This window comes from Limimaricola sp. G21655-S1, assembly GCF_027213785.1.
GTDB lineage: Bacteria > Pseudomonadota > Alphaproteobacteria > Rhodobacterales > Rhodobacteraceae > Limimaricola.
This window is the reverse complement of record NZ_JAPWGO010000430.1, coordinates 1-246: the sequence shown is the minus strand read 5'-3', so window position 1 is coordinate 246 and position 246 is coordinate 1. Positions and strand designations below refer to the sequence as shown.

Here is a 246-nt window from a genome sequence, read left to right as displayed (position 1 = left end):
ACATTACTTTCCACGTGGCAGTATCGAGGTCGCCGCGGAGCATGACTTGCGTGCAGGCTTGGTGCCTTTGCCGGGGATCGTGCTGATTTACCCGCAAGATTTTTACTTTTATGTCTCACCCGCCATGCCGCAGTTACACGCAAAGCTGCAATTGGCTATGCAGCAGGCCGAACAAAGTGGCTTACGGCAAAAGCTATTCCGCCAGTACTACGGCACGGCACTCTCCGAGCTGGCCTTGGACAAGCG

1 protein-coding gene is annotated in these 246 nt (G+C 55.3%); it reads left to right on the top strand.

Annotated elements, in window-relative coordinates:
* The coding region (locus O4G76_RS21340; RefSeq protein ID WP_269399091.1) for a hypothetical protein at window positions 1-246 on the top strand (246 nt) is incomplete at both ends.